At 54.5% G+C, this 22994-nt stretch carries 24 protein-coding genes; 18 read left to right on the top strand and 6 right to left on the bottom strand.

Annotation, left to right across the window (positions count from 1 at the left end; all coding sequences use genetic code 11):
- Positions 1–21 precede the first annotated feature (21 nt).
- The 6 genes from pxpB to accC are packed head-to-tail and all read left to right on the top strand — an operon-like array spanning position 22 to position 5297.
- On the top strand, positions 22–735 hold the full coding sequence (gene pxpB / locus SPTER_RS18505) for a 5-oxoprolinase subunit PxpB (protein WP_144351741.1): 714 nt from the start codon (positions 22–24) through the stop codon (positions 733–735).
- Positions 732–1739, top strand: a complete 1008-nt coding sequence (locus SPTER_RS18500; RefSeq protein ID WP_144351740.1) for a 5-oxoprolinase subunit C family protein — start codon at positions 732–734, stop codon at positions 1737–1739. The genes pxpB and SPTER_RS18500 overlap by 4 nt, the downstream gene beginning before the upstream one ends.
- A gap of 14 nt (positions 1740–1753) precedes the next feature.
- On the top strand, positions 1754–2203 hold the full coding sequence (gene accB, locus SPTER_RS18495; protein ID WP_144351739.1) for an acetyl-CoA carboxylase biotin carboxyl carrier protein: 450 nt from the start codon (positions 1754–1756) through the stop codon (positions 2201–2203).
- Positions 2204–2248: 45 nt separating this feature from the next.
- A complete protein-coding gene (locus SPTER_RS18490) occupies positions 2249–2962 on the top strand; it encodes a DUF969 domain-containing protein (protein WP_144351738.1) in 714 nt (237 codons plus the stop codon).
- Complete coding sequence (locus SPTER_RS18485) at positions 2952–3905, top strand: DUF979 domain-containing protein (protein WP_144351737.1); 954 nt, start codon at positions 2952–2954, stop codon at positions 3903–3905. Before SPTER_RS18490 ends, SPTER_RS18485 begins: the two co-directional genes overlap by 11 nt.
- 12 nt (positions 3906–3917) lie before the next feature.
- Positions 3918–5297 (top strand): acetyl-CoA carboxylase biotin carboxylase subunit, encoded by a 1380-nt coding sequence (gene accC, locus SPTER_RS18480; RefSeq protein WP_144351736.1) that lies wholly within the window; start codon positions 3918–3920, stop codon positions 5295–5297.
- Between the two features lie 240 nt (positions 5298–5537).
- On the opposite strand, the gene SPTER_RS18475 is transcribed toward accC, so the two are convergent.
- Positions 5538–5741: a hypothetical protein gene (locus SPTER_RS18475; RefSeq protein WP_144351735.1), complete on the bottom strand. Its 204-nt coding sequence runs from the start codon at positions 5739–5741 to the stop codon at positions 5538–5540.
- 195 nt (positions 5742–5936) lie between these two features.
- Here SPTER_RS18475 and SPTER_RS18470 point away from each other — a divergent pair, with 195 nt between their 5' ends.
- From SPTER_RS18470 to SPTER_RS18460, 3 genes are all read left to right on the top strand, one after another.
- Positions 5937–7133 carry an MFS transporter gene (locus SPTER_RS18470; RefSeq protein WP_144351734.1) on the top strand — a complete coding sequence of 399 codons (1197 nt, stop codon included), beginning with the start codon at positions 5937–5939 and terminating at the stop codon, positions 7131–7133.
- Between the two features lie 122 nt (positions 7134–7255).
- Positions 7256–8167: a Na/Pi cotransporter family protein gene (locus tag SPTER_RS18465; protein ID WP_144351733.1), complete on the top strand. Its 912-nt coding sequence runs from the start codon at positions 7256–7258 to the stop codon at positions 8165–8167.
- Between the two features lie 209 nt (positions 8168–8376).
- Positions 8377–8979, top strand: a complete 603-nt coding sequence (locus tag SPTER_RS18460; protein ID WP_144351732.1) for an ECF transporter S component — start codon at positions 8377–8379, stop codon at positions 8977–8979.
- Between the two features lie 79 nt (positions 8980–9058).
- Here the strand turns inward: SPTER_RS18460 and SPTER_RS18455 are convergent, their stop codons facing one another.
- Entirely contained in the window at positions 9059–9511 is a 453-nt protein-coding gene (locus SPTER_RS18455; RefSeq protein WP_144351731.1) for a hypothetical protein, read from the bottom strand.
- Between the two features lie 156 nt (positions 9512–9667).
- Between SPTER_RS18455 and SPTER_RS18450 the strand changes: the two genes are divergently transcribed.
- The 3 genes from SPTER_RS18450 (at position 9668) to SPTER_RS18440 (ending at position 12753) form a co-directional block, all read left to right on the top strand.
- Positions 9668–11062 carry an FMN-binding glutamate synthase family protein gene (locus SPTER_RS18450; protein ID WP_144351730.1) on the top strand — a complete coding sequence of 465 codons (1395 nt, stop codon included), beginning with the start codon at positions 9668–9670 and terminating at the stop codon, positions 11060–11062.
- Positions 11063–11185: 123 nt separating this feature from the next.
- The gene (locus tag SPTER_RS18445; RefSeq protein WP_246105355.1) at positions 11186–12238 is read left to right on the top strand and encodes a type III polyketide synthase; all 1053 of its coding nucleotides are present in this window, start codon (positions 11186–11188) and stop codon (positions 12236–12238) included.
- Entirely contained in the window at positions 12232–12753 is a 522-nt protein-coding gene (locus SPTER_RS18440) for an isoprenylcysteine carboxyl methyltransferase family protein (RefSeq protein WP_144351728.1), read from the top strand. The genes SPTER_RS18445 and SPTER_RS18440 overlap by 7 nt, the downstream gene beginning before the upstream one ends.
- Before the next feature lie 59 nt (positions 12754–12812).
- Here SPTER_RS18440 and SPTER_RS18435 read toward each other — a convergent pair whose 3' ends face one another.
- The gene (locus tag SPTER_RS18435; protein ID WP_170233322.1) at positions 12813–14027 is read right to left on the bottom strand and encodes a diguanylate cyclase domain-containing protein; all 1215 of its coding nucleotides are present in this window, start codon (positions 14025–14027) and stop codon (positions 12813–12815) included.
- A 223-nt stretch (positions 14028–14250) separates the two neighbouring features.
- Between SPTER_RS18435 and SPTER_RS18430 the strand changes: the two genes are divergently transcribed.
- Positions 14251–14730: a GNAT family N-acetyltransferase gene (locus SPTER_RS18430; RefSeq protein ID WP_144351726.1), complete on the top strand. Its 480-nt coding sequence runs from the start codon at positions 14251–14253 to the stop codon at positions 14728–14730.
- 58 nt (positions 14731–14788) lie between these two features.
- A complete protein-coding gene (locus SPTER_RS18425) occupies positions 14789–15145 on the top strand; it encodes a hypothetical protein (protein ID WP_144351725.1) in 357 nt (118 codons plus the stop codon).
- 57 nt (positions 15146–15202) lie between these two features.
- Here SPTER_RS18425 and SPTER_RS18420 read toward each other — a convergent pair whose 3' ends face one another.
- Positions 15203–15772 (bottom strand): xanthine phosphoribosyltransferase, encoded by a 570-nt coding sequence (locus tag SPTER_RS18420; RefSeq protein ID WP_144351724.1) that lies wholly within the window; start codon positions 15770–15772, stop codon positions 15203–15205.
- 261 nt (positions 15773–16033) lie between these two features.
- Between SPTER_RS18420 and SPTER_RS18415 the strand changes: the two genes are divergently transcribed.
- Both SPTER_RS18415 and SPTER_RS18410 read left to right on the top strand, forming a co-directional pair.
- Complete coding sequence (locus SPTER_RS18415; RefSeq protein ID WP_246105354.1) at positions 16034–16696, top strand: HAD family hydrolase; 663 nt, start codon at positions 16034–16036, stop codon at positions 16694–16696.
- 97 nt (positions 16697–16793) lie between these two features.
- A complete protein-coding gene (locus SPTER_RS18410; protein WP_246105353.1) occupies positions 16794–17543 on the top strand; it encodes a 3D domain-containing protein in 750 nt (249 codons plus the stop codon).
- Positions 17544–17612: 69 nt separating this feature from the next.
- Here the strand turns inward: SPTER_RS18410 and SPTER_RS18405 are convergent, their stop codons facing one another.
- Both SPTER_RS18405 and SPTER_RS18400 read right to left on the bottom strand, forming a co-directional pair.
- The gene (locus SPTER_RS18405) at positions 17613–18017 is read right to left on the bottom strand and encodes a hypothetical protein (RefSeq protein ID WP_144351723.1); all 405 of its coding nucleotides are present in this window, start codon (positions 18015–18017) and stop codon (positions 17613–17615) included.
- A 1188-nt stretch (positions 18018–19205) separates the two neighbouring features.
- Positions 19206–19562 (bottom strand): toxin-antitoxin system HicB family antitoxin, encoded by a 357-nt coding sequence (locus SPTER_RS18400; RefSeq protein WP_246105352.1) that lies wholly within the window; start codon positions 19560–19562, stop codon positions 19206–19208.
- A 30-nt stretch (positions 19563–19592) separates the two neighbouring features.
- Here SPTER_RS18400 and SPTER_RS18395 point away from each other — a divergent pair, with 30 nt between their 5' ends.
- Complete coding sequence (locus SPTER_RS18395; protein ID WP_144351721.1) at positions 19593–20960, top strand: N-acyl-D-amino-acid deacylase family protein; 1368 nt, start codon at positions 19593–19595, stop codon at positions 20958–20960.
- 359 nt (positions 20961–21319) lie between these two features.
- A complete protein-coding gene (locus SPTER_RS18390) occupies positions 21320–22486 on the top strand; it encodes an ABC transporter substrate-binding protein (protein ID WP_144351720.1) in 1167 nt (388 codons plus the stop codon).
- Positions 22487–22994: the final 508 nt, after the last annotated feature.

The raw sequence follows: 22994 nt of genomic DNA, 5'->3' as shown, positions 1-22994 counted from the left end.
TTAATAACGGGGTGATGAGTTTTGCAACAAACCATAGGTGCCTGCCCGGCGTCTGTCAGCATCGTGCCGTTTGGCGAAACGGCCGTTACGCTGGCCTTCGGCCAGGGGATTCATCCGGAACTGCACCGGCAGGTAAAGGCAGTAAGCCACTATCTTGACAATAATCCTTTTCCGGGGCTGGTGGAATATGTGGCAGCGTTCGCCAGTGTTACCGTCTTTTATGATCCCGTCCGGCTTGACGGCGATACGGTTGCCGCCCGCCTGCAGGCGATTGTGAGTCAGCTGGAGCAGGAACCGCCCGGTACGCCCCGGGTGGTAGAGATACCTGTCTGTTACGGCGGGGAATTCGGTCCTGACCTGGGGTTTGTGGCCCAACACAACAGCCTCACGGTTGATGCGGTTATTGAGCTGCATAGCGGCGGCCGGTATCTTGTGTACATGCTGGGGTTTGCGCCCGGGTTTCCCTATCTGGGCGGCATGCCGGAACAGATTGCCGCCCCGCGCCGCGAGTCGCCCCGTCCGGCCATTCCGGCCGGATCTGTTGGCATAGCCGGGCTGCAGACCGGTGTGTATCCGATCACAACCCCGGGCGGCTGGCAGCTGATTGGCCGCACCCCCTTAGACCTGTTTTGTCCCGCCGCCGACCCGCCGACCCTGCTCTGCGCCGGTGACCTGATCCGGTTCCGGCCAATTTGTCCGCAGGAATACCGGCAATTAAAGGGGGCAGGCCAATGAGCATTACTGTTCTGCGCCCCGGGCTGCTTACCACTGTGCAGGATTTGGGGCGATACGGCTATCAGCGCTATGGGGTCATTGTCAGTGGCGCCATGGATGCCTGCTCGCTGCGGGTGGCTAATCTGTTAGTCGGCAATGACGAGACCGAAGCAGGGTTGGAAATAACCCTGCTGGGGCCGGTCCTCCGGTTTGAAGGCGATATGCTGGCGGCCGTCACCGGCGGGGACTTGTCGCCCACCATCGGCGACACACCCGTGCCGCTGGGGCGGCCCGTATATATTAAACAAGGCAGTGTTTTAAAATTTGGCCGCTGCCGGTCAGGCTGCCGGGCTTATCTGGCCGTGGCCGGCGGTTATCAGGTTGCCGGCGTAATGGGCAGCAAGAGCACCTACCTGCGGGCCGGCATCGGCGGCTATCAGGGCCGGGCGCTGCAGACCGGCGATGTGCTGGCGGTTAATCCGCCGCCGCCGCTTGCGCTCCCTATCAGCCGGCAGCTGTCCTGCCGGGCAGCCCCCGGGCCGGTAGGTTATCCGCCCTGGTATGCCGGCGGGGAACGGCAGGGGCCCGATGCCGAGCCGGTGACGGTGCGGGTCATGCGCGGCAGCCAGTTTGAGGAGTTTACGGCTGAGAGTAAGGCTGAATTACGGGACAGCGTATTTACCGTTACCCCCCAGTCGGACCGGATGGGCTACCGGTTAGCCGGTCCGCCGCTGCTGCTTAAAGAGCCGCTGGAGATGGTATCGGAAGCGGTAGCCCTGGGGACTATCCAGGTACCGCCGGACGGCAAGCCGATCATATTGCTGGCTGACCGGCAGACAACCGGCGGTTATCCGAAAATCGGCCAGGTTGCCCAGGTCGATATTGCCAGGATCGCTCAGATAAAGCCGGGCGGCCAAATAAGGTTTAGAGAAATTACCGTGCATGAGGCTGCCCGGCTGTACCGGGAACGGGAACAAGCCATTGCCGCCCTGCGGACGGCGATTGGCCTGAAAATGAAAGTTTGATCAGGGGGGAAGAAATGCTTACACTTGCTGAAATCATGGAGATTATTAAAGCGATAAACGAATCGGCCATTACCCGCTTTGAACTGGAGCAGGGGGGAACCCGGCTGGCGATTGCCAAAGACGGCGGGGGTGCCCCGGTAACCACCACCATCGCTACGGCCGGCCCGGCCGCAGCCCGGCCGGAGGAGCGGCCGGACCCGGACGGCGGGGCCGGCTGCCATAAGATTACGGCGCCGATGATCGGGACCTTTTACGCCGCGCCGGAGCCGGGGGCCCGGCCCTTTGCCGAACCCGGACAGAAAGTCAGTGCCGATACGGTGGTCTGTGTCCTTGAGGTTATGAAGCTGTTTAATGAGGTTGAGGCCGGCGTCGAGGGGGAGATCGTTGAGGTGCTGGTCAGGGACGGCGAGCTTGTGGAATACGGACAGCCCCTGTTTGTAGTCAGGGAGGAGCAACGCAGCTGAGCGCCGGTTTTTAGACGATAAAGAAAAAATGAAGGAGCGAGAGATATGACTCTTCTGGGGATTGTTGTCGTTATTATTGGGTTTGCCCTGAGGTTTAACCCGCTGCTGGTAGTTGTCGCCGCCGGTATTGTCACCGGCCTGGCCGGGGGATTGTCCATGGAAAGGATTCTCACTATCTTTGGCGAAGCCTTTGTGAAAAACCGCTATCTGCCCTTATTCCTGCTTACGTTACCGGTTATCGGCCTGTTGGAGCGCAACGGTTTAAAAGAGCAGGCCTTGTCTATAATCGGTAAAATTAAGGCTGCCACTACCGGGCGCCTCCTGATTCTGTATCTGTTTATCCGGGAGGTTGCTGCTGCCGTCGGCCTGACGGCTTTAGGCGGCCATGCCCAGCTGGTGCGGCCGCTCATTGCCCCCATGGCCGAGGCGGCGGCGGAAAATAAATTCGGGCCGCTGCCGGAAAATACCCGGAACAAAATTAAAGCGTTTTCGGCCTCGGCCGACAATGTGGGTCTCTTTTTTGGTGAAGACATCTTTATTGCCTTTGGTGCGGTTTTATTGATGAAAGGGTTTTATGAGCAGCACGGCATCTTCCTGGAGCCTTTACAAATAGCCCTGTGGGGGATTCCCACGGCGATTGCCGCTTTTATTATTCATGGTACCCGCCTGTTTTTGCTGGACCGCGCTATTCAGCGGGAAGTACAGCAGGCGCTTACCGGCAGCCCCGGTGCAAAGGAGTTGAACAACCATGCTAATTAGTCTTGATCATATTTATTATGTACTGGGGGCGCTGATTGCGGTTGTAGCCCTGCTTTCCTTTCTGGATAAAAATAATCCCAAGCGTTTGCTGACCGGGACTTTTTGGGGCTTGTATTCGATCGTATTTCTGTTTGGCACTATGATCAGTCCTGTATATATGGGGGTCCTGGTGATTGCTATGGCCGTGATTGCCGGCTTTGGCGGTGTCGGCACCGGCCGGCATGAGGAAGCAACCCTGGAGCAGCGTACGGCCAAGGCCAGGAAATTGGGCAACTGGCTGCTTATGCCGGCGCTGTTAATCCCGGCTGTTACTGTGTTTGGCACCCTGGGCTTGAAGGATTTCAAGCTGGGCGGCCTGCAACTTCTCGAAAAAGCTAATCTTACCCTGGTCAGCCTGGGCATTGCCTGTGTGCTGGCGCTGGTGTTCGCCATGCTCCTCACCCGGGATAAAGGCCTGCAGCCTGTGCGAGAATCGCGCCGCCTGTTTGATGCTATCGGCTGGGCGGCGGTATTGCCGCAGATGCTGGCCACCCTGGGGGCCCTGTTTGCCGCTGCCGGTGTCGGGGAGGTTGTAGCCGGCCTGGTCAGTTCGGCCATTCCGGTTGATAACAGGTTTATGGTTGTCCTGGCTTACGGGGTGGGCATGGCCCTGTTTACCATGGTTATGGGGAATGCCTTTGCCGCCTTTCCGGTGATGGCAGCCGGCATCGGGTTGCCGCTGATTGTCCAGATGCATGGCGGCAATGCGGCGATTGTGGCCTCCATTGGCATGCTGTCCGGTTATTGCGGCACGTTAATGACGCCGATGGCGGCTAATTTCAACATTGTGCCTGCCGCCCTGCTGGATTTGCCTGACAAGAACGGTGTAATCAAGGCCCAGGTGCCAACAGCCCTGATCCTGCTGACCGTCAACATATTTTTAATGTACTTCCTAGTCTTTTGATGGAGTGGTGTCATGTTTAAAAAAATACTGATAGCCAACCGGGGCGAGATTGCCGTCAGAATTATCAGGGCCTGCCGGGAGCTGGGAATTGCCACGGTTGCTGTTTATTCAGCCGCAGACCGTCAGGCCCTGCATGTGCAGCAGGCCGATGAAGCCTATTGCATTGGCCCGGCCGCGGCCAAAGACAGTTATCTCAATATCGCCGCCCTGATGAGTGTGGCCGCGGCGACCCAGGCCGACGCCATTCATCCCGGCTATGGTTTTCTGGCGGAAAACGCGGATTTTGCCGACATCTGCGCGGCCGGCGGCCTGGTGTTTATCGGCCCGGCCGCTGCCGCTATCCGGTCTATGGGCGATAAGGCGGTGGCCAGACAGACTATGCAGCAGGCCGGTGTGCCGGTTGTCCCCGGCACAGAAGGCGTGATTGCCGACGTTGAGACAGCCGTAACCGTAGCCGCTGCCATTGGTTACCCCGTTATTGTCAAGGCGACGGCCGGCGGCGGCGGTAAAGGCATGCGGGTTGCCGGCGATGAAGCGGCCTTGCGCAAGGCGGTCCGCCAGGCGCAGAAAGAAGCGGAGCTGGCCTTCGGCAACGCCGATGTTTATCTGGAAAAGTTTCTGGAAGAGCCCCGGCATATCGAGTTTCAGGTGATGGCCGACCAATACGGCCAGATAATCCAGTTGGGGGAACGGGATTGCTCCATTCAGCGCCGCCACCAAAAGCTGGTCGAAGAATCGCCGTCGCCGGCGCTTAGTCCGGCGCTCAGGCAGCAAATGGGGCAGGCGGCGGTAGCGGCCGCCCGGGCTGTTAACTATCAGGGGGCGGGTACGGTGGAATTTCTCCTTGATAAGCATGGCCGGTTTTATTTTATGGAGATGAATACCCGCATCCAGGTTGAGCATCCTGTCACTGAGCTGGTGACCGGGCTGGATTTAATCAAAGAGCAAATTGCCGTAGCCGCCGGCAAGCCCCTCTCCGTCGCCCAGGACGGGGTGCAGAGCCGCGGCTGGGCGCTGGAGTGCCGGATTAATGCCGAGAATCCCGCTGAAAATTTTCGGCCGTCACCGGGGGTTATTGACCAATATCTGCCGCCAGGCGGGTTTGGCGTCCGGATTGACAGTGCTGCCTATGCCGGCTGGGAAATTACTCCCTATTATGATTCCATGATCGCCAAGGTCATTGTCTGGGGCCGGACCCGGCCGGAAGCCCTGGCGCGGATGCAGCGGGCTTTAGCTGAGTTTGTCATAGCGGGGATCGAGACAACCATCCCGTTTCACCAACAGCTGCTGGCCGACGAAGTGTTTGTAAGCGGGGATTTTAATACCGGTTTTTTGGACAGCCGTCAGCTCTCTGGTGATGTGGGCCAACAAATCCTTTTAAAAACGGAATAAATGAGTTACAATAAACATAGGTTGACAACAGTCAAAACGCTCTGCTGATAACAGAGCGTTTGGCCTTAAGCATATGATGATCCTATAGATCAGCCGGAGAAAGCCGCTGGCAACGGTTAGACCTTTTTCGGATAAGCTCTAGAACTGACCCTGCCCAAGGACAACATACTGGCCGGACAGCACAAGACGACCCCCCGCAGCTGGGACCAGGGGTCGTCTTCTGCTGCTGATATAAGCTCTTCAGCAGTCCTGGGCATAGGTTGCTTTAAGCAGCAGCCTGTGAAAGGGTGAATATAAAGTCAGGAACAGCAGGAGTGCAGCCTGGCAGCAGTACCGGGGCCGCAGGATAACCAGGCTCCTGCCGGCTAAGCCGCCCTGCGGGGCGCGCAGGCTTTTGCCGCAGGCGGCAGCCCAAAGAAAACTCCTGATAATGACCCGGAGCATGGTATCACCTTCTTGTTTGCTCTCTAATTTTGCAATTGTATACTATGATTCGTTGTTCGGCCGCAATATCCTGTCAGGCCGGCGCTGGCAGATTCTGGGCGGTGTGCCGGTGGCGAGTCGTTGCTGTTGAGCCGGTGCCGGTGGTAGAATATTTATAAGCCTTTGCCGGGGAATTGATTTTGAGGAGTCTTAGTATTGAATTGGCGCAGGAATCTTTGGACATTAGCCTTTGCAGTCATGCTGTCAGGCTCAAGTTATACGATGGTTATTCCTTTTTTGCCCCTCTATCTGCTGGAGATCGGGGTAAGCCCCGACCGGGTGAATCTCTGGTCCGGCTTTATATTTTCCGTTACTTTTTTCATTGCCGCCGTCATGGCCCCCTACTGGGGGCGCCGTGCCGACCAAAGCGGCCGGCGGCGGATGATCCTGCGGGCCGGGTTTAGCCTGGCCGCTGTTTATCTGCTGGGGGCCTTTGTCAGAAACCCGGCCGACCTGCTTGCTGTCAGGGTCCTGCAGGGGGTAGCCAGTGGTTTTGTTCCAGCTTCAATGGCGATTGTGGCGGCCTCCACCCCGCCCGCTAAAATGGGCTTCAGCCTGGGGATCATGCAAACCACCCTGCTGACCGGCGGAATATTAGGGCCGGTCATCGGCGGCACCCTGACCCATTTGTTTGGGATGCGGCTGTCCTTTGTGGCGGCAGCCGTTATCATTTTTCTGGGGACCCTGATGGTAGGGGCCCTGGTGGCTGAGCCGAAACACTGTCAGGTCCAGCCGGAAAGCAGTATCAGGGACGATCTGCGGGCTGCTTTCCGCAACCGGCGGCTGATGGCTGTGCTGCTGCTGCTGTTTGCAGTGCAGGCGGTAAGTATGATCCTGCAGCCGCTGATCACGTTGTATGTTGTCCAATTGCAGGGGAATGCTGCGGGGGTTGTATTTACCGCCGGTATTGTCTATAGTCTGGCCGGGGTGGCCGGCGCGATCTCCGCCCCGCTGTGGGGGCGGCTGGGGCAGCGGGCCGGTTTCCTCAGAATACTGGTAGTTGCTTTTGCGGGCGCCGGCCTTTTTAATCTCAGCCAGTTTTTTGCCGGTGATATTTATCAGTTCGCCGGCCTGCAATTTCTCTATGGGTTATTTATCGTCGGTGTGTTTCCGGCGATTAATACGATTGCCGTGTCCTGCAGTGATGCCAATTCGCAGGGGCGGATCTTCGGCCTGACAACGACAGCCAATCAACTGGGCAGCATGGTCGGGCCGCTGCTGGGCGGAGGCATCAGCTCCTGGCTGGGCATCAGACCGGTATTTCTTGTTACCGGCGGTATGCTGCTGGTACTGGGCGGTATTGTGTTTCTGGCCGGGAAAACGGCCCCCGCCAGGTTGCAGTCCCGGGGTTAACAGATATAAATAAGCACTTGCCAGGGCAAGTGCTTATTTTAATGAGCCTGCTCAACAAACATATGCCGGCCGCTGCCGTCATATTGTAATAACAGGGAATTTGGAACCGGGAGGGGTTGGCGATGCTGAATATCCTGCTGGGGCTGGCCCTGCTGCTGGGCGGTATTTCTGTCATGCGCTACGGGTTGAAAAAGGCCTTATGGCACCGGCTGCAGGGGGTGCTGGGAAAGCTGACCAAGACGCCGGGCCGGGGCCTGGTGCTGGGGACGATTACGGCCGCTTTATTCCAGAGCAGCACCACCGTGTGCCTGATTACCATCGGCCTGGTGAGCGCCGACTATATGTCTTTCCGCCAGGCGCTGGGGATCATCCTGGGCGCCAATATCGGCACCTGCTCCACCGTTCAGCTGGTAAGCCTGTCGGTGCCGATAGAATATATCCTGCCGCTGCTGTCGCTGTCGCTCCTGCTGTGCATCTGGGCCAAACAGCGCAACCTGGGGCTGGCTCTCACCGGCTTATTAAGCATGTTTGCCGGGCTGGAGCTGCTGGTAACCGGGATTTCCGGTCTGGCGCAAATGAGTGAAATGACCGAATATCTGGTTTTGGCTAATTCCCAGCCCCTGTATGGGATTTGGGGCGGCATTCTGGCAACCCTGATGTTTCAATCCAGCAGTGCCGCTACCGTGCTGCTAATGCTGCTGGCCGATATGGGGCTTGTTGATATCAGTACTGCCGCCTATGTAATCTATGGCAATAATATCGGCTCCTGCGTATCCTCGGTTGTGTTTAGCGCGGCTGCCCCTGTGGCGGCCAGGCGGGTTGCCATGTCGCATATTCTCCTGAATGTACTGGGTGTTATTGTTTTTTTCCCGCTGACCCATTGGCTTATCAGCGCCGCCGGCCTGTTTACAGATGATTTCAGCGGCCAGGTTGCTGTTATTCACACCCTGTTTAATATTATTTCCTCCCTGATGATATTACCGGTATTCAATCAGTTCGCTAAGTTAATCTGTTTGCTGATACCCGGGCGGTAGCACCCGGCCGGCGGCCTTAAGCCTTACGGGGACGGACAATGTCCGGCCGGAAAAATAGTAAAAAAAACTATACAAAATTTATTTGAAGTGTGGTAATATGTTAGGCGGAGCACCAAGATAGCTGGTATTTTATTAACCAGACTGGTGAAATTGGGAGAAGCAAAGAAATCGACTTATATCCTGCGGGAATAAGAACGGAGGTAGAGGAAATGGGATTGGGAAAATCAGAAGCGTTACGTACTACTGGCAGATTTGGGGTGCGGCAGATTGCCGTTGTCGGCATGTTGTCGGCAATATCGATTATCTTGGGGCTTTCCGGGTATGGGTTTATTCCGCTGCCGACAGCCAAGGCGACAATAATGCAGATCCCGGTTATTATCGGGGCCATATTGGAAGGGCCGGCGGTCGGGGCGATGATCGGGCTGCTGTTCGGGCTGTTCAGCATTGTCCAAAGCCTGATGGCCCCGAACATTCTGTCGTTTGCCTTTATTAATCCCCTGGTGTCCGTATTGCCAAGGGTGCTTATCGGTATTACCGCCTATTATGCATACAAATGGACCAGAAGCAAGCATGAAGGGGTGCGGATCGGGACCGGAGCCCTGATCGGTTCTCTGACCAATACGTTTGGTGTGCTGACGATGATTTATGTTTTATATGCCGCTCAGTTTGCCGAGGTGAGGGGAATTGACCTGGCCACCACCGCCAAGGTCATTTACGGTATTGCTTTGGTGAACGGGGTGCCGGAGGCGATTATTGCCACCGCGATCACGGTGCCGATTGTGACGGCGATTAAGAAACGGTACAAAAATTAACCCTGCCGGTTTACGGGCCGGTCAAATGAAATAAACAGCGCCCGCTTCGCTGCTGCTGCAGCGAGTGGGCGCTGTTTATTTATTGTACTGTAACCCACAGATCGGTGGCTCTGCTGGTCTCATTGGTGTTGGGGATAATCTGGAGTTTGCCTTTGCCGGCTTTCTTAGCGACAAATACTACCTGGCCGGTGCCGGTGTCACCCTCCTGCTGCATGATATCACCAAAGAAATTCTCGCCGCTGGAGATAAAGCGGGTATTTTTGGTAAGGCCGGGGGCCGGGGCCAGGATTAGCTTTTGGCCTACGGTTAACACCAGATTGTTGGCTGAGAGCTGAATGGGGCCGGTATCACCATAATTATAAGTGACTTTGTGTTCCTGCGGAACCGGCGTCGCCGGGGACGGGGCAGCCGGCGGCGCCGATCCGTTCGGATCAACCGGTGTCATGTTGTTGCTGCAGCCGGCGGCCAGCAGTCCTACTAACACGAGGCAGACAACAGCGTGTATGATTTTCGTACGCAATATAAGTTTCATGGTACCTCCTGTTGGTAAATTTTTAGTTATTATTATTATGAGAAATCCAGCGGTATTTATCCGGCCTTGCCTGTAGATAAACATAGTTTTAGCGACTTTTACAAGTATTTGCGGCAAATTGGGCAGACTAGTAAGCAAAATACGGAGGTGGTAGCTATGCTATTAAGCTGGATGATGATGAAAATGATGGACCCCATGGCTGATGAGGCGATGGCGAAAACGCTTACCGAAGATTACCCGGATAACCCGTTTTTAATGGTCACTGTAGCCGAGAAATTATCACCGCGGGCCATCATGGAGGCGGCTATGCGGGCCGAGGCCGGCAAGGAACTGGTCAGACCGCTGGGGAGCCCGGTGGTACTGTCACCCTGGGATAAAATACTGCTTAATCCCAAACAGCTCTTTCAGTTGCCTTATCCTGATTATACCCAGGTGGCTACCCAAACGGTTATTGGCCCCTACGCTAAACGCCCGTTACGGCTAGACATCCCGATTATGATTACCGGCATGTCTTACGGCGGTTCGCTGAGCCTGCTGATGAAAACCGCTCTGGCCCAAGGGGCGGCGATGGCGGGAACCTCAACCAATACCGGTGAATCGGCGGTTGTTAAAGAAGAGCGGGACGCGGCCAGATATCTGGTAGGCCAGTATCACCGGGGCGGCCAGTTAAGCGGCCGGGAACAGCTAGAACAGCTGGATGCGATTGAAATTCAGCTGGGACAGGGGGCCTGGGGCGGGGCTGTCGATGAGCCGATGCCGGCTGAGCAGATCGGGCGGCACCTGCGCAAAGCCTGGCAGCTGGAGGCCGGGCAAAGCCACACGGTCTATGCCAGAATGCCCGGCAAACAAACACCGCAGGATTATATAAATATGGTTAATGCAATGAAAGAGCAGTATGAGGTACCGGTGGGGGTAAAAATTGCCGGCACTGACTATATAGAATATGAACTGGCCGTGATTGCCCAAACCCAGGCCGACTATATTGTAGTTGACGGCTCGGAAGGGGGAACCTCGGCCTCCAACCCGACCCTGCAGGATAATGTCGGCCTGCCGACTTTCCATACCCTGGTGCGCACAGTAGACTGGCTGGAGGATAATCACCTGCGGGACCGCTTCAGTGTGATTGCTGCCGGCGGCCTGACAACGCCCGGCCATTTTCTGAAGGCCCTGGCACTGGGGGCTGACGCCGTCTATATCGGCACAATTGCTTTGATGGCGGCGATGCAGGCCCAGGTGGTTAAAGCCCTGCCCCAGACCCCGCCTTCCCAGCTGGCACTGTATAGCGGCAGGATTACCGATAAGCTTGATGTTGATAAGGCTGCCAGGCATTTGGCGAATTTTCTCAACTCCTGTACTGTGGAAATGCAGCTGGCCGCGCAGGCTGTCGGCAAGCAGGCGTTAAAAGACCTGGAACGCACTGATCTGGTGACTGTGGAGCGGGACCTGGCCGAGTTTGCCGGTATCCGCTATGCTGCCAGCCACCGGCAGGTGCCGGGGGCGGCAACGCAGCCGGGCAAGTATTATCAGCCGGAGGAACTGCCGTTGCATTGAACGGGGGCGTGGCCGGCCGGTGCTGCCATTTTATAAATTTTCCAGGAATATATTTATCTGACAGGCATTTTTTATCACTGCTGCAATAGCTTTATAGTAGTTGCTTTAAAGTGAGCAGGAGGGATGCATGTGGGAGTTCCGCAAGTGTTAGCGGTGGGAACAGCAGTACCGCCTTATTGTCTGCGGCAAGAGGATATTAAAGGTTTTGTGGCCACCCTGTTTCGCGACAGCCTGCACAATCTGGACCGGCTGCTGCCGGTGTTTGAGAACAGTCTGATTGCTGTCAGGCATTTATCCCAGCCCCTGGAATGGTACGCGCAGCCACATACCTTTGCCGAAGCCAACCGGATCTATGAGCAGGCGGCCCTGGAACTGGCAGAACAGGCAGCGAGCCAGGCGATTGAGCGGGCCGGTGTAGGGGCGGCTGATATCGGTATGATTATTTTTGTTTCCTCAACCGGTATTGCCACCCCCACCCTGGATGCCCGGCTGATCCAAAGCTTAGGCTTGCCGCCCAATACCTGCCGGCTGCCGGTCTGGGGGCTGGGCTGTGCCGGGGGCGTGACCGGCATTGCCAGGGCCGCTCAGTTTTGCTATTCTCTTAAAGGCAAGGCCGTGTTACTCGTGACTGTTGAATTATGCAGTTTAACCTTCCAGCGCGGCGATTATTCGAAGGCTAACCTGGTGGGGACAAGTCTGTTTGCCGATGGCGCCGCCGCTGCCGTCATTGCCCCGGGCGGCTACGGCCCGGCCATTATCGACAGCTATAGCACCTTGTTCCCTGATACGGAGGATATTATGGGCTGGGATGTTGTCGACGGCGGGCTGCAGGTACGGTTCTCGCGGGATATACCCAGTATTATTCGCCGGTATTTGCCGGAGCTGGCAGGCACCATGTGCGGCAGCAACGGGATTGCCGCCGACGACGTGGTCCATTATGTGGTACATCCCGGCGGCGCAAAAGTACTGGGCGCTTATGCGGAAAGCCTTGCTTTATCGGCCGATAAGCTCAGGAACGCTTATACTGTACTGGCAGGCTATGGCAATATGTCAAGCGCGTCGGTGCTGTTTGTCCTGGAACGGTTTATGGCAACCGTCAAGCCGGTTGACCGGTATGGACTGATGCTGGCTTTGGGACCGGGATTCAGCGCTGAGCAGGTGTTGTTCCGGTGGTAGCCGGGGCCATTGCGAGCATGGCGGCGATCATTGCCGGGCAGCGGCTGGGCGAATTACTGCTGGCCCAGAGCAACCGCCGCCGGGCGCTGGCCTGTGGCGCGCGGGAATATGGGGCTAACCATTACCGGTTATTTTTCATCCTCCACGGCAGCTGGCTGGCCGGCTGGGTGCTGGAAGGGCAGGCGGCCGGTGCGTTATCAGCCGTATGGCCGGTGTGGCTGAGTCTGTTTGCCGGGGCCCAATTGCTGCGGTACTGGTGCATCATCAGCCTGGGGCGCTGCTGGAATACCCGGATTCTGGTTATTCCCGGCCAGCCCTATAGCCGGCGCGGTCCTTACCGCTATTTCCGGCATCCGAACTATCTGGCAGTAGCCATAGAACTGGCGGCGGTACCGCTGCTCTTCGGCGCAGTCTGGACAGCGGCGGCGGCTACCCTCTGTAATGCGGCCCTGCTGCTTTTTATCCGGATTCCGGCCGAAGAAAGAGCCCTCAACCATATGGAAAACCCCCGTTAGCGCCAGGCGTCAGCGCTACGGGGGTTTAATTTACTTTGCGGTGTGTTAAGGCCGGCTGCTTATTGCATACTGTCATCATACAGCACATAGGCATTCTTTTTACCCTTGGCCTGGTACATCGCAATATCCGCTTTTTTTAGCAGGCCGGCCGTATCGGTATCCTGCCGGGGGTAAAAAGCCACACCAATACTGGCCTTGGGATGAAGGGTTATACCCTGAATTTCCGCCGGTATAAAAACCACGTTAAGGAATGTATCAAGTACCGGGACAATCCCGGCCGCAGTAATGTTGCGGAAGAACAGGGCAAATTCATCGCCGCCGAAACGGGCACCGAAAGAAATTTCCGGGTCCAGCAGGGATTTAATACGGGTACCGATCGTGGCCAGAAGTTCATCGCCGACCGCATGGCCATAGCGGTCGTTGACCTGCTTAAAGTCATCAATGTCCAAAAAAACGACAGCGCCGGCGCTGTTGTTCAGCCAGGCCGCACTTAATTCTTTGGCCAGGGCGGATTGAAAGGCATACCTGTTGGCTAACCCAGTAAGATTATCCTCATAAGCCAATTGCCTGATTCTCAGGTTTTTTTCGGCCAGCAGGGCATTTTTTTCCGCCAGGGCCAGTACTTGTTTGCGCAGCTGTTTTTCGGTTAAGATAATTTTCCCGAAGGCAATGAAGACAACGAACAGGAAGACGGCAACAGCAATAAAAGAGAATACAAATGCATTGTGTTTGGAGCTTGTGGCAATGGCGGCCACATTTGCCGTTTTTTGCGAGACATCATTTTGATGGAAATCCACAATCATTTTCATACTGTCATTGACCCGCTCCAGGTAAATCAGGCTTGCTGTCAATGCTTCCAGGGCAAGCAGCGGTTCATTGTTTTTGTCGGCGGCCATTGTTTTGATAACGAAATTTTTATAATCAAGCCAGTTTTTCTGTACATAACTATACAGGATCATTTCTTCCGAATCCTTGTTAAAAGTGACTAGCTGCTCGGTTTCAATCTCGCCAATCTGTTCAGTCAGCTGCTTGGAAAAGTAAGCTTTCTTCTCCCCTGAGTCAGCCAGCATATATTTCCACAGCAGTAAAGGAACTTTGTTGATTTTGGTCTGAATATCAACAACCATACGGGAGTGCTTAATATGGCGATTTTGCACTACTTCAATATTGCTTTCAATTGTTAATAATTCAGCCGTAAAAAAACGCTGCGAATAAAGAATGATGCTGATGACGCTGCAAAATAATAATAAAAGGATAAATTTGCTGGACTTCAAGCATGTAACCCTCCTTGCCGGCATTGGGAATTAAGCTTTTTTCGTTATGGCCTGACAATATCCCTGCCGGTGACAAGGTAGAGTTGCAGATTTGTCGATATTTATGCCTGGTGAAATAAAGGAAAAGGTATTTGCCATCCCGAATCAGAAGCCATAATCCCTTTTGACCGGAGACAGGGGCTTGGCTGGGCCGGACTGGCAGACAAGCATAAGGAGGAGCAGTATGTTCAATGTTAAATTCGTTGATTTAACAGCAGACCGATTTGAGGAAGCGCTGAACGTATTTATCAGCGGCGGCTGGGAAGAAGAAAGCCTGCTGTATGTAAAGGCTGAAATGAGAGCTTTTCTCAATGGTGACATCGAAGGCTATATCCGGGCCAGATTCATTCTCGCCCTGGCCCGGGACAAGGTAATCGGCGTGGCTGCCTGGGCTCAGTCCATGTGCGGTTTTTCCGTTTATGAATTGTCGTGGGCTACGGTTGTGCCTGAATGGCGGCATCAGGGTATTAATGCGCTGATGCTGCAGGAACGTATCCGCAGGATCAGGCTTCACCATGGCGCGGGCAAGTTTGAGGTCATTGTTTGCACCTGGGATAACCCCATGTATAAGCAGGCTGGTTTTGCCTCCCTGCCGGCCCCGGGCCGCCGGGCGGAAGACAGTAACGAAAAGTGTCTGCTGCTGGCACATTTTGCAGCGCTTTAAGGGCTGACAGCAGGAAAGCGGTACAATATCAGGCCCAGCCTGTACGGGAGTGATTGCTTTGAAAATATATAATCTCGCTATTTTAATTGAGCCTAAAGCCGGTTGCGCCGCAGCCGATATAATGCAGGAGATTAGCGGGCAGATTGAAAAAGACGGGCCGGAAATCATTTTCTGCCAGGTTAATGCCGCCGTGCCGCATCCGGTTGTCAGCAAGAGCAGCCAGGCGTTGTTTCCGGCGTGCCTGACTGCCGGCACAAACCGGCTGGTGGTTGCACTATCCCTGCCGACGAGAAAGGACCTGGGCCGGCGGTGGTTTCTGAAACGGCTGGCAGGAGAAAATAAGAGCAGCTACCGGCTGATAGCTACTACTGATGTAGAGGTTATTCATATTGAAGCAACTAACGCCGGCCTGTAAGTCTGCAGCAGCGGCTATATCGCCGGCAGCAGGGCCGGTTCTGCTGCCTGATAAGGCTTAGAGGAAGTTGACCTGGCCGTTGGCAAACGATTTTATCCGGGCGAGTGATTCAACCCGGTAGCCGGCGGCGGCTAATTTCTGGGCCCCGGGCTGGAAAGACTTTTCAATGACAATGCCTATCCCGACGACTTTGGCCTTAGCCTGCTCGACAATATTGGCCAGGCCGGCGGCGGCCTCGCCATTGGCCAAGAAATCATCAATAATCAGCACCCGGTCATCGGCCTGTAAAAACTGTCTGGAGATAATGATGTTATTGCTTTCACCCTTGGTATAAGAATAGACGTTAGCCGTATACACATCATCACCGGTTACCTTTGGCTTGCGCTTGCGCGCGAAAATAACAGGCACCCGCAGAATGAGCCCGGTCATTACCGACGCGGCAATACCGGAAGCTTCAATGGTTAATATTTTGGTGATTTTTTCGCCTTGAAAGCGGCTGACAAATTCTTCCGCAATTTTCATCATTAGTTCGGGGTCAATCTGCTGATTGAGAAAAGAGTCAACCTTTAGCAGGGAATTATTCAAAATCAGACCGTCAGCCTGGATTCTTTGTTTTAATAAGTCCATGTACAAGCCTCCTGTGTTAGTGTGGGGGAAATGCAAAAAGCCCTGGCAGGGAAACTCCGCTTGGCAGTATATGAGCGAAACTTCCCTGTCCGGGCTTTACCCCGTCAAAGGCAGTATATGGACATAACAGCAATTTGCGGTTGCCGCTAACGACTTCCGGGGCCGGTCCCCAACAAGCTAGTTTTTATTATTTAGGCTTTATTGTAACAGCCTTTTTACGGGCTTGTCAACAAAACAAAGTAAAATTCGACGTTTTTTGAGGTGATTGGATTGAAATATCAGGTAATATTGTTTGATCTGGACGGGACACTGACCGATCCTAAAATTGGCATCACAAAATCAGTACAATATGCCCTGCGGAAATGTAATATTATTGAACCCGATTTAGACCGCTTGATCCCGTTTATTGGTCCGCCGCTGACCGAATCCTTCCAGGAGTTTTACTCCCTCAGCCCGGCGGCCGCCCAGGCTGCGGTCGGGTATTACCGGGAATATTTCGTTCAGGCCGGCATGTATGAGAATGCTGTGTATCCCGGTGTGGAAACCATGCTGACCCGGTTGGCCGCCACCGGCCGGGATCTAATCATTGCCACCTCCAAGCCGACAGTTTTCTCGGAGCAGATTATTGCCCACTTTGGCTTAGGGCATTTTTTTAAGGCCATTGTCGGCAGCCACCTTGACGGCAGCCGCATCCATAAAGCGGAGGTTATTGCCTGTATTTTGTCACAGTTGCCGCAGGTTGAACCGGCAGACGTTATTATGATCGGTGACAGAAAACATGACATCAGCGGCGCCCGCAGCAATGGGCTTGCTGCGATTGGCGTGAGTTACGGCTACGGCGGCCCGGCTGAACTGAGGCAGGCCGGGGCCGATTATCTTGTGGCCTCCGTGACGGAGCTGGAGCAATTATTGCTGAGCTTATAGCTGCTGTTGCGAATTTTGCTTGTAAAAAACTGCTGTGCATTGAAAAGGGCATTTAACAGAAACTATAAATAATAGTTTGGGAAAGGAGGCGAATTTGATGCACCATAAACCGCAGCGCAAACATTCCCGCTCGCTTAAACGCCGATTCAAACGGATGGCGGCCGCCGCCGCTGTCGCCGGGGCGGCATTGGTTACTTCGGCCTTGCTGCCGGGCGTGCCGGCGACGGCCCAGGCCTCAGCGGCCCCGGAGCAGGCCCCGCAGCCTGCGCAGGCCACGCAGCAGATGGCCAAAACCCCGAAGGGACCTTTTAATTTTAAGTCGGAAAGCAGGGTTCCCCAGAAGAAGCTGGCCAAAGCCCAGGCGAAAGCCGCCGCCGCCCAGCGCAGCCAGCAGGCGCAGAGTAAAACCCCGGTTGCGGAACAAACTGCCAAGCCAGGCCCAAAAGAGGCCGCAAAACAAAATACAAAACCAAATACAAAGCAAACCACAAAAAAAGTGCAGGCTTCTCCGGCCGCCGACAAGGCGCCGGCCAATGCCACCAAGGTGCTTGATGTTAAAGCCACTGCTTATGCCCCGGGCGCACATGACAACGGGCAGTGGGGGGATAAAACCTTTTTAGGCACCACGGTCCGCCCCGGGATCGTTGCTGTTGATCCCAATGTGATTCCCCTGGGTACACGGGTCTATATTGAATATCCCGACGGTACAAGCCAGTATGCCGTGGCCGAGGATACGGGCGGGGCCATTAAAGGCAACCGGATTGATGTTGCCGTGCCCTCGGTCGCTAAGGCCTACGATTTTGGCATTAAGAATGTTAAGGTCCATGTTTTGGGCAAGGATGCCTAAGCTAAAATCCTGCAGACCGCATAAGGGTTTGCAGGATTTTATCCGTCCTGGGGCACTGGCTGGCGGTTTTCAATCACCCTGCCGCTGCAGGCAGGCCATCAGCTCCCGGCAGACCTCGCTGCTGTCCCGCAAACCCTGACGGTAGGCAATTTCCGCCGCCTGCCCCGATTCCAGCGTTGTCCAGGACTCGAAATCCATAACCAGACCGGTCATTTCCGGCTGCAGGCCTTTCAGTTGCCGGGACAGTGCCAGCAACTGGCCGAGGGCGGCGCTGACTTTCTCGCCTGTTTCCCGGTAGTCGGCATCCTGCGTGCCGGCCCGCAAGAGGATTTGTTCCACCCTGGCAGCAATATACTGATCAAAAACCTGGTTTAACAGCCGTTGTAGTCCATCCCGGTCTGCCTGGCCGGCACTGGGCCGCCGGCGCCTGGGGCCGGCGGCTGGCCGGAGCCGGGTTCTGTTTTCGTCAGACACAATGTATACCCCCTATACTTAAGCCGGGGCAGCAGCCCGCAGGCCGCTGCCCCGGGTTTTTACAGGGGGAAATAAAAAACGCATGCGAAGGCTTGTACCCTACACATGCGTTTGGCTTTGTCAACTGCTAAAGCCCCAATGCCAATAAGCCGGACCGGTCAGCAAGGCAGTCGGGCCGGTCAGTTCTGTCTGGCCCCGCTGCTGACATTGGCAGATTGAGGGAAGAGTGCATGGTCTGCTGCGTCTGTCGCACTTACAGCCCGGAGCCGACGTCAACATCTCTTAAACCCCGTGCTTTCCTCCCCCGCTTGTGCTGGGGCGAAAGCCCGGTGTATAATAGAAATGTCGTCGTGGACAGCTTGCTGTTACGTGTAGGTGTGCTGCGTACACCTTGCGCGGGCCCGGAAGTGCTCGAACACTTTCGGGTCACGGCGACTTTTTATTTCCACCTATTTCTAATTATAGCCTGTTTCCGGCAATTTGCAAGTAGAGATGCAGGGCGGCCGCGATTTTTCCGGCCGGTACGGGGGCTTATGCTGGAACAAGGGCTTCATTTTTACCGGCTCCCAGCCAGGAAAAACCGTTGGCGCCGTCTTGGGGCTTTATGCATAGCAGCTAATTCTGGACCTATAAGGGGATGGGATTACTTTTGGCATTGCCCCAAAAGTAACAAAAGGTCTAGGCCCGGAGCCTCCAAAAGCTGAAAAGCCGGGCGGTATTCCTAAAATCCGCAACTCGCTGCGCTCAAACAGTACGGATTTCTTAACGGAATACCGCCCGGCTTTTCTCCTGCGGAACGCTTTTTCCGGCAAAGGGCCGGGGGTTACCGGGGTTGCTGGGTTGCCGGCTCCTTGCCCAAGCCGGGCATTGACCTTGGCGCCCCTGGTTTTATCAGGACTTTTAGCCTCTTAAAACTTATAAATCGACAGTACAAGAAAACCGCTGGGCGCGGTCGCGCATAGCAGATAATTCTGGACCTACAAGGGGATGGGTTTACTTTTGGCATTGCCCCAAAGTAACCAAAAGGTCTAGGCCCGGAGCCTCCAAAAGCTGAAAAGCCGGGCGGTATTCCTAAAATCCGCAACTCGCTGCGCTCAAACAGTACGGATTTCTTAACGGCATACCGCCCGGCTTTTCTCCTGCGGAACGCTTTTTCCGGCAAAGGGCCGGGGGTTACCGGGGTTGCCGTCATAGCTTCACTTTTGCATTTAGTCCTTTGGCCAGCAAATAGGTTGCCATTTGATTTAGACTAATATTTTCAGCCTTGGCTTTTATTACTAAATCCTTGTGCAATGACTTTGGTATCCTTAGATTAAATTTGCCGCTGTATTCTTCCACCTCAGGTTCGGGGATATCGCTTCCAGCCTGGTAGAAGCAGGGGGACAGGTTCCTTGTTTCGTGCAATCGCAATGGGCCAGGTTCCTTGTTTCGTGCAATCGCAATGGGCCAGAGCATCAACAGGCGCAGCCGTTTTGCACCTGCTTTTTTTGTTGTGTGGAGCGGGAGGAAATGATATGATAATCTTGAGCCGTGGCCGCGGGTCACCCCCTAATAAATCGTATAGGTGGCGATAAGATGTTTGATATCGTAATTATAAATGGCATTGTAGTTGATCCGGAACAGCTGACCCGGCGGCAAGGCAATATCGGCATCGAGGCCGGCAAGATCACTGCGGTTACGCAGCAGGAAATTCACGGCCGGGAAGTGATTGATGCGAACGGCAGGATTGTTTGTCCCGGCTTTATCGACATCCATGGCCATGTGGACTGGCGCGCCTACTGCGGCGAGCTGTCGCTGCGGCAGGGGATAACCACAACCGTGGGCGGCAATTGCGGTTTGAGCCCGCTGGATATTGAGGCCTTTTTTGCCGCCCAGGAACAAGAGGGCTTTATTATCAATCAGGCGGAAATGTTCGGGCATTCGATGAGCCTGCGGGAGGCGGTGGGCGCCTGCGATCCGCTCCAGCCGGCGACGGCGGAGCAATTGGCCCGGATGGAATATCAGGTCGAGAAGGCCCTGAACGAGGGGGCCTGCGGCTTATCCCTGGGGCTGGCCTACGCCCCCGGCAGCTCCAATGATGAGATATACAGGCTCAGCCGGCTGGCCGCCCGTTATGGGCGGGTGGTATCGGTAGATACGCGGATGCGCACCAGTATTGATATGTATTCCCTGGTGGAAGCGATCGATATTGCCAGGCAAACCGGCGCCAGGGTCCAGATCTCCCATTTGGTTTATCAGTATGGCACCGGAATGATGGATGAGGCGCTGGCCGTGATCGACAAAGCCCGGGCGGACGGTCTGGACATCCGTTTTGACAGCGGCATGTATACCCAATGGGCCAGCCATATCGGCGCGGTTCTGTTCAGCGAGGAGTCGATGGTGGCCAATGGCTGGAAACTGGAGGATATCCTGGCTGTGACCGGCAAGTATAACGGCCGGCGGCTGGATATGGACATGTACCGGGATTTGCGCGCTAATGACCCCCAGGCCTCGGTCGTTGTGTTTACCGGGATCGAGGAAGAGATTTATATGGCTTTAAGCCATCCTTATGCCATGCCCTCTACCGACACCGGCGAGTATGCACCGGGTGAGGGCCATCCCCAGATTGCCGGCAGTTTCCCCCGCTATTTCCGGCAAATGGTGGGTGAACGCTATGAATTAACGATTATGGAAGCAATCCGGAAAGCCACTTTGCTGCCGGCGGAGACGCTTGGTTTCCATACCAAGGGCCGTTTGCGGGCCGGCATGGATGCGGATCTGGTCGTGTTCGATATTAAGGGCATTATGGATAAGGCTGATTTTGGCTTGCCTGATGCTGTCCCTGAGGGGATTGACTATGTGCTTATCGGCGGCAAGCTGGTACTGAACAAAGGGCAGCTTTTGCATACCCGGGCCGGCCAGGCTGTCCGCTGCACCGCCCCTGTGTATGACTATACTATTTAAAGCAGTCAGCCCGGAAAATATTTTGCCTGTCACCCCGCCAGCCACCGTTGCCGGGGTGTTTTATTTTTTTTATAATACCTCCTGTGCAGACTAAAGGAGGGCGTGTTTACGTGCGGCGCACAAAAGGTAAAAAATATTGGAATTATTAGTGATAACTGTCGCGAAACATCTTGAAAAACTTGCCATAATGTAATATAATCTAGAATTGTAGTGTGAAGCATGAAAAAATACTATAAAAGTATGTAGTCAGTATACTTTTATATTGTACTTTTCATGCAAAATGGCCGGATTAGCTAATGGGATTTAACCTGTTGCAGCAATATTATTCTGATGGCCAAAAAAGAAGGGGAGACATTTATATGCGCAAGATTGGTTTCAGGTTTGCCGCTACCGTATTCGCCACTTTGCTAGCAGCCGCTGTGCTGGCCGGTTGTGGCGGCACGTCCGCAAATGAGGTTAAAATTGGTGTTCTCAATGAAATGACAGGTGGCAATGCGACAATGGGCACCTCGTCCGCCAATGGGGCAAAGATGGCAATCAAAGAGGCTAATGCGAAAGGCGGCCTGCTGGGCAAACAGATTCAGGCCGTGATTGCCGATAATAAAAGTGAACCCTCGGAGGCTGCCAATGCTATGACCAAACTGGCGACTCAGGATAAAGTTGTGGCTGTGACCGGCATGTTTGCCAGCTCCAATGCGATTGCCGCCTCCAGTGTGGCCGAATCGGTCAAGGTGCCGTTTCTGGCGGTAGGGGCGACAAATCCCAAGGTCACTATTGATGAGAAAAGCGGTAAGGTAAAAGAATATACGTTCCGGGTCTGCTTTATTGACCCGTTCCAGGGCACGGTGGGGGCCAATTTTGTTCTTAATACATTAAAGCTTAACAAAGCGGTTATCCTGGTCGACAACAGCAGCGACTACAGCAAGGGCCTGTCGGCTTTTTTCAAGGAGTCGTTCACTAAAGGCGGCGGCAGTATTTTAACGGAAGAGGCCTATCTGCAAAAAGACCAGGATTTTAAAACAATCCTGACTAAGGTTAAAGCCCTGAATCCTGAAGTCCTGTACGTACCCGGCTATTATGAGGAAGTGGGCAAAATTGTTAAGCAGGCCCGCGAATTAGGGATCACAGCCCCGATCATCGGCGGCGATGGCTGGGATTCGCCGAAACTGGTGGAGATTGGTACGGCAGCGGCTTTGAATAATACCTATTTTACCAATCATTATTCGGTGGATGATACCAGTGCCGCCTCCCAGTCCTTTGTGCAAGCATATAAAAAAGAGTACGGCCTGGCGCCTGACGCTATGGCAGTACTTGGCTATGATGCCGCCAATGTACTGATTGATGCCATTAAACGGGCCAGCAGCCTGGAACCCGGCAAAATTCGCGAGGCCCTGGCGGCGACTAAGGATTACCCGACCGTAACGGGATCGACCACCTTAAACGCCAGCCACGACGCGGTGAAAAACGCGGTCATTATTGAAATGAAGGAAGGCAAACAGGTCTATAAAGCAACTGTTAAGCCGTAGGGGTTTGATAATTAAGTGCAAGTTCAGGGGCTGCTGCTAGCATAGGGGCAGCCCGCTAATGTTTGCTGAAAGATTTTGGTGACAGCAACGCTAGTGAAAAAAATGCAATAGATGACAATTACCGGGAGAATAATTCAAAATGAGCAATGGTTTGTTCACCAGGTTAGCAAGTAATTTAGCAACAAAACCTTTTACAATTGGTATAAATGGGTTATAATAAGCATAGGTTAATACAGCAAAACGCCCCTGCTGAGAACAGGAGCGCTTTGCATTAGGAATAGGGAGGCTACTTCCACAGTTCTCTGATGATCTGATAAATCATCCAGAGAAAGCCGCTTGAGACGGTGATTGTGAACCACTTCGTCGTAAAGCGCATAAGTCTCACCTCCTTATTCAGTTTTGGGACGGGCCGTGTACCCGTCCCATTAACATTATATAATCTCTACAGGCGGAAGTCATTATATAACAGTTTAGGAAATTAGTTGTAACAACAGTCGGCTTGTCAGCC

Source organism: Sporomusa termitida (assembly GCF_007641255.1).
Classification (GTDB): domain Bacteria; phylum Bacillota; class Negativicutes; order Sporomusales; family Sporomusaceae; genus Sporomusa; species Sporomusa termitida.
This window is presented reverse-complemented; position numbering and strand designations above follow the sequence as displayed.

Excerpts from the sequence above, each read along its gene's own strand:
- SPTER_RS18500 (WP_144351740.1), top strand. The coding sequence starts at position 732 with ATGAGCATTACTGTTCTGCGCCCCGGGCTGCTTACCACTGTGCAGGAT.
- accB (WP_144351739.1), top strand. The coding sequence starts at position 1,754 with ATGCTTACACTTGCTGAAATCATGGAGATTATTAAAGCGATAAACGAA.
- SPTER_RS18490 (WP_144351738.1), top strand. The coding sequence starts at position 2,249 with ATGACTCTTCTGGGGATTGTTGTCGTTATTATTGGGTTTGCCCTGAGG.
- SPTER_RS18485 (WP_144351737.1), top strand. The coding sequence starts at position 2,952 with ATGCTAATTAGTCTTGATCATATTTATTATGTACTGGGGGCGCTGATT.
- accC (WP_144351736.1), top strand. The coding sequence starts at position 3,918 with ATGTTTAAAAAAATACTGATAGCCAACCGGGGCGAGATTGCCGTCAGA.
- SPTER_RS18475 (WP_144351735.1), bottom strand. The coding sequence starts at position 5,741 with ATGCTCCGGGTCATTATCAGGAGTTTTCTTTGGGCTGCCGCCTGCGGC.
- SPTER_RS18465 (WP_144351733.1), top strand. The coding sequence starts at position 7,256 with ATGCTGAATATCCTGCTGGGGCTGGCCCTGCTGCTGGGCGGTATTTCT.
- SPTER_RS18460 (WP_144351732.1), top strand. The coding sequence starts at position 8,377 with ATGGGATTGGGAAAATCAGAAGCGTTACGTACTACTGGCAGATTTGGG.
- SPTER_RS18455 (WP_144351731.1), bottom strand. The coding sequence starts at position 9,511 with ATGAAACTTATATTGCGTACGAAAATCATACACGCTGTTGTCTGCCTC.
- SPTER_RS18450 (WP_144351730.1), top strand. The coding sequence starts at position 9,668 with ATGCTATTAAGCTGGATGATGATGAAAATGATGGACCCCATGGCTGAT.
- SPTER_RS18445 (WP_246105355.1), top strand. The coding sequence starts at position 11,186 with ATGCATGTGGGAGTTCCGCAAGTGTTAGCGGTGGGAACAGCAGTACCG.
- SPTER_RS18430 (WP_144351726.1), top strand. The coding sequence starts at position 14,251 with ATGTTCAATGTTAAATTCGTTGATTTAACAGCAGACCGATTTGAGGAA.
- SPTER_RS18420 (WP_144351724.1), bottom strand. The coding sequence starts at position 15,772 with ATGGACTTATTAAAACAAAGAATCCAGGCTGACGGTCTGATTTTGAAT.
- SPTER_RS18410 (WP_246105353.1), top strand. The coding sequence starts at position 16,794 with ATGCACCATAAACCGCAGCGCAAACATTCCCGCTCGCTTAAACGCCGA.
- SPTER_RS18395 (WP_144351721.1), top strand. The coding sequence starts at position 19,593 with ATGTTTGATATCGTAATTATAAATGGCATTGTAGTTGATCCGGAACAG.
- SPTER_RS18390 (WP_144351720.1), top strand. The coding sequence starts at position 21,320 with ATGCGCAAGATTGGTTTCAGGTTTGCCGCTACCGTATTCGCCACTTTG.